At 62.7% G+C, this 3727-nt stretch carries 3 protein-coding genes and 2 tRNA genes; 1 reads left to right on the top strand and 4 read right to left on the bottom strand.

From position 1 onward, the window contains the following. Positions 1-67: 67 nt before the first annotated feature. From Q8Q83_RS05225 to Q8Q83_RS05210, 4 genes are all read right to left on the bottom strand, one after another. Positions 68-143: transfer RNA gene (locus Q8Q83_RS05225), tRNA-Glu, on the bottom strand. A 66-nt stretch (positions 144-209) separates the two neighbouring features. Then, positions 210-285: transfer RNA gene (locus Q8Q83_RS05220), tRNA-Ala, on the bottom strand. Between the two features lie 232 nt (positions 286-517). Then, positions 518-1999 carry a glutamate--tRNA ligase gene (gltX, locus tag Q8Q83_RS05215; RefSeq protein WP_305621745.1) on the bottom strand — a complete coding sequence of 494 codons (1482 nt, stop codon included), beginning with the start codon at positions 1997-1999 and terminating at the stop codon, positions 518-520. Between the two features lie 32 nt (positions 2000-2031). After that, entirely contained in the window at positions 2032-2952 is a 921-nt protein-coding gene (locus Q8Q83_RS05210; RefSeq protein WP_305621743.1) for a LysR family transcriptional regulator, read from the bottom strand. A 106-nt stretch (positions 2953-3058) separates the two neighbouring features. On the opposite strand from Q8Q83_RS05210, the gene Q8Q83_RS05205 reads away from it, so the two are divergent. Beyond that, a partial coding sequence (locus Q8Q83_RS05205) for an HlyD family secretion protein (RefSeq protein ID WP_305621741.1) occupies positions 3059-3727 on the top strand: 669 nt, incomplete at its 3' end.

Raw genomic sequence — 3727 nt, 5'->3', positions numbered from 1 at the left:
GCTGAGCTATAGCCCCGGATTTAACGTCTCTCGACACACAACGCCGAAGCATTGCGGCTGGAAATAGTGGCGTCCCCTAGGGGACTCGAACCCCTGTTACCGCCGTGAAAGGGCGGTGTCCTAGGCCACTAGACGAAGGGGACGCAGATACCCTTCAAAACTCAGTCAACTCTAAGAGTCAACTGTGGCAAGCCTTTCGGCTTTGAGATTGGTGGAGCTAGACGGGATCGAACCGTCGACCTCTTGCATGCCATGCAAGCGCTCTCCCAGCTGAGCTATAGCCCCATCTCAAGGACGGGGCGCATGTTAAGTGCGCCCCTGGGTACTGTCAACAAAATTTTAGCCCGCAGCAGGTTTTTTTATGCTGACAGAACAACCACTTACATAGGAGCCGGGCCGAGAATAGGGATTTTTGTAGGTTGGGCTGAGCTCCGCGAAGCCCAACAGGGTGATTTTGTTGGGCTTCGTTCCTCAGCGCCAACCTACAAATTGCCATCCTCGAACAGACGCCTAGCGGTCAGCCAATGGCCGCCAGCAGCTTTTCCCACTCCTTGTTTTCCTTCTTCGACACACCACCGAGCAACTCGATGGCCTGACGCAGACGGAAGCGGGTGAGGTCCGGACCGAGGATTTCCATGGCGTCCAGCACCGACACCGAACTGGCCTGCCCGGTGATGGCGGCAAACATCAGCGGCATGGCGTCGCGCAGCTTCAGCTCCAGGTGTTCGACCACCGCCTGAATGCAGCCGGTGATCCTGTCCTTCTCCCACTGGCGCAGCGCTTCCAGCTTCCACAGGATCAGCTGCATGACCTGGCGCACCTGCTCCGCCGAGAGTTTCTTGTGCTCGAACAGCTCGGCGTCCAGGGTCAGGCCGCCGGCGAAGAAGAAGTTGGCCAGGGGCGCGATCTGGCTGAAGGTTTCCACCCGCCCCTGCACATGGGGCGCGATCTGCATCAGGTAGTTGGAGTTGAACGCCCACTTCTGCGCGCCGGCTGCGAACTCCTCGACGCTCAGCTCGCGCATCCACTGGCCGTTGAGCCAGGACAGCTTCTCCAGGTCGAAGATCGGCCCACCCAGGGACACCCGCTGGATATCGAAGTGCTCGATCATCTCGTCGAGGCTGAACTTCTCGCGCTCGTCCGGCATGGACCAGCCCATGCGCCCCAGGTAGTTGAGCATGGCTTGCGGCAGATAGCCCATGCGCTCGTAGAAGGTGATGGAGGTGGGGTTCTTGCGCTTGGACAGCTTGCTCTTGTCCGGATTGCGCAGCAGCGGCATATAGCACAGCTGCGGCTTGTCCCAGCCAAAGTATTCGTACAGCAGGATCAGCTTGGGCGCCGACGGCAGCCATTCCTCGCCGCGCAGCACGTGGGTGATGCCCATCAGGTGGTCGTCGACCACGTTGGCCAGGAAGTAGGTCGGCAGGCCATCGGTCTTCATCAGCACCTGCATGTCCATGCGATCCCAGGGGATCTCCACCTCGCCGCGGAGCATATCCGGCACCACGCACACACCCTCGGTCGGCACCTTCATGCGCACCACATTGGGTTCGCCAGCCGCCAGGCGCTGCTGCACTTCGGCAGCCGGCAGGTGCATGCAGTGGCCGTCATAACGCGGCGTCTGCTTGGCTTCCATCTGCTCGGCACGGACTTTATCCAGACGCTCGGCGCTACAGAAACAATGGAAGGCATGGCCTTTTTCCACCAGCTCGGCGCTGTACTTCTGGTAGATATGCCCGCGCTCGCTCTGCCGATACGGGCCATGGGGGCCACCGACGTCCGGGCCTTCGCTCCACTCGATGCCCAACCAGCGCAGGGCGTCATAGATCTGCTGTTCCGATTCGCGGGTCGAGCGCACTTGGTCGGTGTCTTCGATGCGCAGGATAAACTCGCCACCGTGCTGCCGGGCAAAGCACAGGTTGAACAGGGCGATATAGGCGGTGCCTACGTGCGGATCGCCGGTGGGCGACGGCGCGATACGGGTACGGACGGTGGTCATGGAAGTTCTCGAAGAGTTGAAGCGAATACGGATTAAGGCGCCGATGGTAACAGGGCCGCTGGCACTGGCTCCAGCAACTGGCCTTCCGCGCCCGGCAGGCTGCGCATCAGGAAGTCGAGGAAGGTTCTGACCTTCATCGCCTGGAAGCGTCTGGAAGGATAGACCGCATACAGCTCGCTGATCGGCAGGCGCGCCTGCGGCAGCAGTTCGACCAACTGCCCGGCGCGGATGGCCGCCTCGCTGATCATGATCGGCAGGCCGGCGATACCCGCCCCGGCCAGCGCCGCCTCACGGGCGAAGGTGATGTTGTTGCAGCTCAACACGCGCTGACAGGCGATGTTTTCGCCGAGCAGCGGCCAATAACGCGGCGAGTCCGGCGGCAGGAGAATCGCCCGGTGGCTGGCCAGGTCGGCCACGCTGTGCGGAACACCATGGCGGGCCAGGTAGTCCGGGCTAGCGCACAGCCGCCGCGCGCTCTCGAACAGCTTGCGCGCGATCAAGGTGGAGTCCTGCGGCTGGCCGACCAGGATGGCGATATCCACGCCCTCCTCGACCGGGTCTACCGGCCGCGAGGTCAGTTCCACTTCGGCGTTGATCTGCGGGTACTGGCGCATAAATTCGCCCAGCACCCGGCCGAGAAACAACTGGCCGAACTCGATGGGCATGGTGATGCGCAGCAGCCCGGACGGTTCCTGCTGCAACTGCATCACCGCCTGCTCGGCTTCGGCGAAGTCCAGCATGATCTGCCGGCAGCGCTCGTAATAGGCCTGGCCGACCTCGGTCAACCTGAGCTTGCGGGTCGTGCGATTGAGCAAGCGCACCCCGAGCCGCTCTTCCAGCAAGGCGATGCGCCGACTGACCGTGGACTTCTGCATGCCCAGGCCCAGCGCGGCCTGGGTGAAGCTGTGGCACTCGACCACGCGGGTAAAGATCAAGGCGTCATCCAGCCCCATGATTGTTCCCTATAAGCAACAAAGTTTCCGAAGTCTAGCGACTACAGGCTAGAAAGGAACACTGTTAGATTCACTTACACTTTTGCCCGAGCTTCGAGCACCCGCCATGCCTGCCCAACTGCAACGCCGCCTGTTTATCTTCCTGGCTATTCTCGGCCTGATCGCCGCCGCCCTGTTCGCCCGCTGGCTACTGGTCGGTCGTTTGCTCGAGAGCACCGACAACGCCTACGTGCAAGGCGAGATCACCCGGGTGTCCAGCCAGCTCGGTGCGCGCATCGACAAGGTGCTGGTACAGGACAACCAGCACGTCGAGCAAGGCGAGTTGCTGCTGGTGCTGGAAAGCGCCGACTTCGAACTGGCCAAGCAACGGGCGCAAGCCACCCTGTCCACCCGCGAAGCCGAGCTGGCCCAGGCGCGCAGCAAGCTCAGCCAGCAGGATAGCCTGATCGCCGCCAGCCAGGCCGATGTCTCGGCCAGCGAAGCGTCCCTGGGCCGCTCGAAGATCGACCTGTCCCGCGCGCAAACTCTGCGCAAGCCCGGCTATGTCTCGGAAGAGCGCGTCACCACCCTGGCCGCCGACAGCCGCATCGCCCGCTCGCAAGTGGCCAAGGCCCAAGCCGACCTGCAAGCCCAACGCAAGCAAGTGGGCAGCCTGGATGCGGAAATCAAACGCCTGGAGGCGCAGATCGCCAGCGCCCGCACCGACCTGGCCCAGGCCGAACTGAACCTGTCGCGTACCGAAATCCGCGCCCCGATCAGCGGCTTCGTCGGCCAG

Origin of the sequence: Pseudomonas sp., from assembly GCF_030696055.1 — a bacterium.
Classification (GTDB): Bacteria; Pseudomonadota; Gammaproteobacteria; order Pseudomonadales; family Pseudomonadaceae; genus Aquipseudomonas.
Note: the sequence above shows the minus strand (reverse complement) of the source record. Positions and strands in the feature narration are given on the sequence as shown.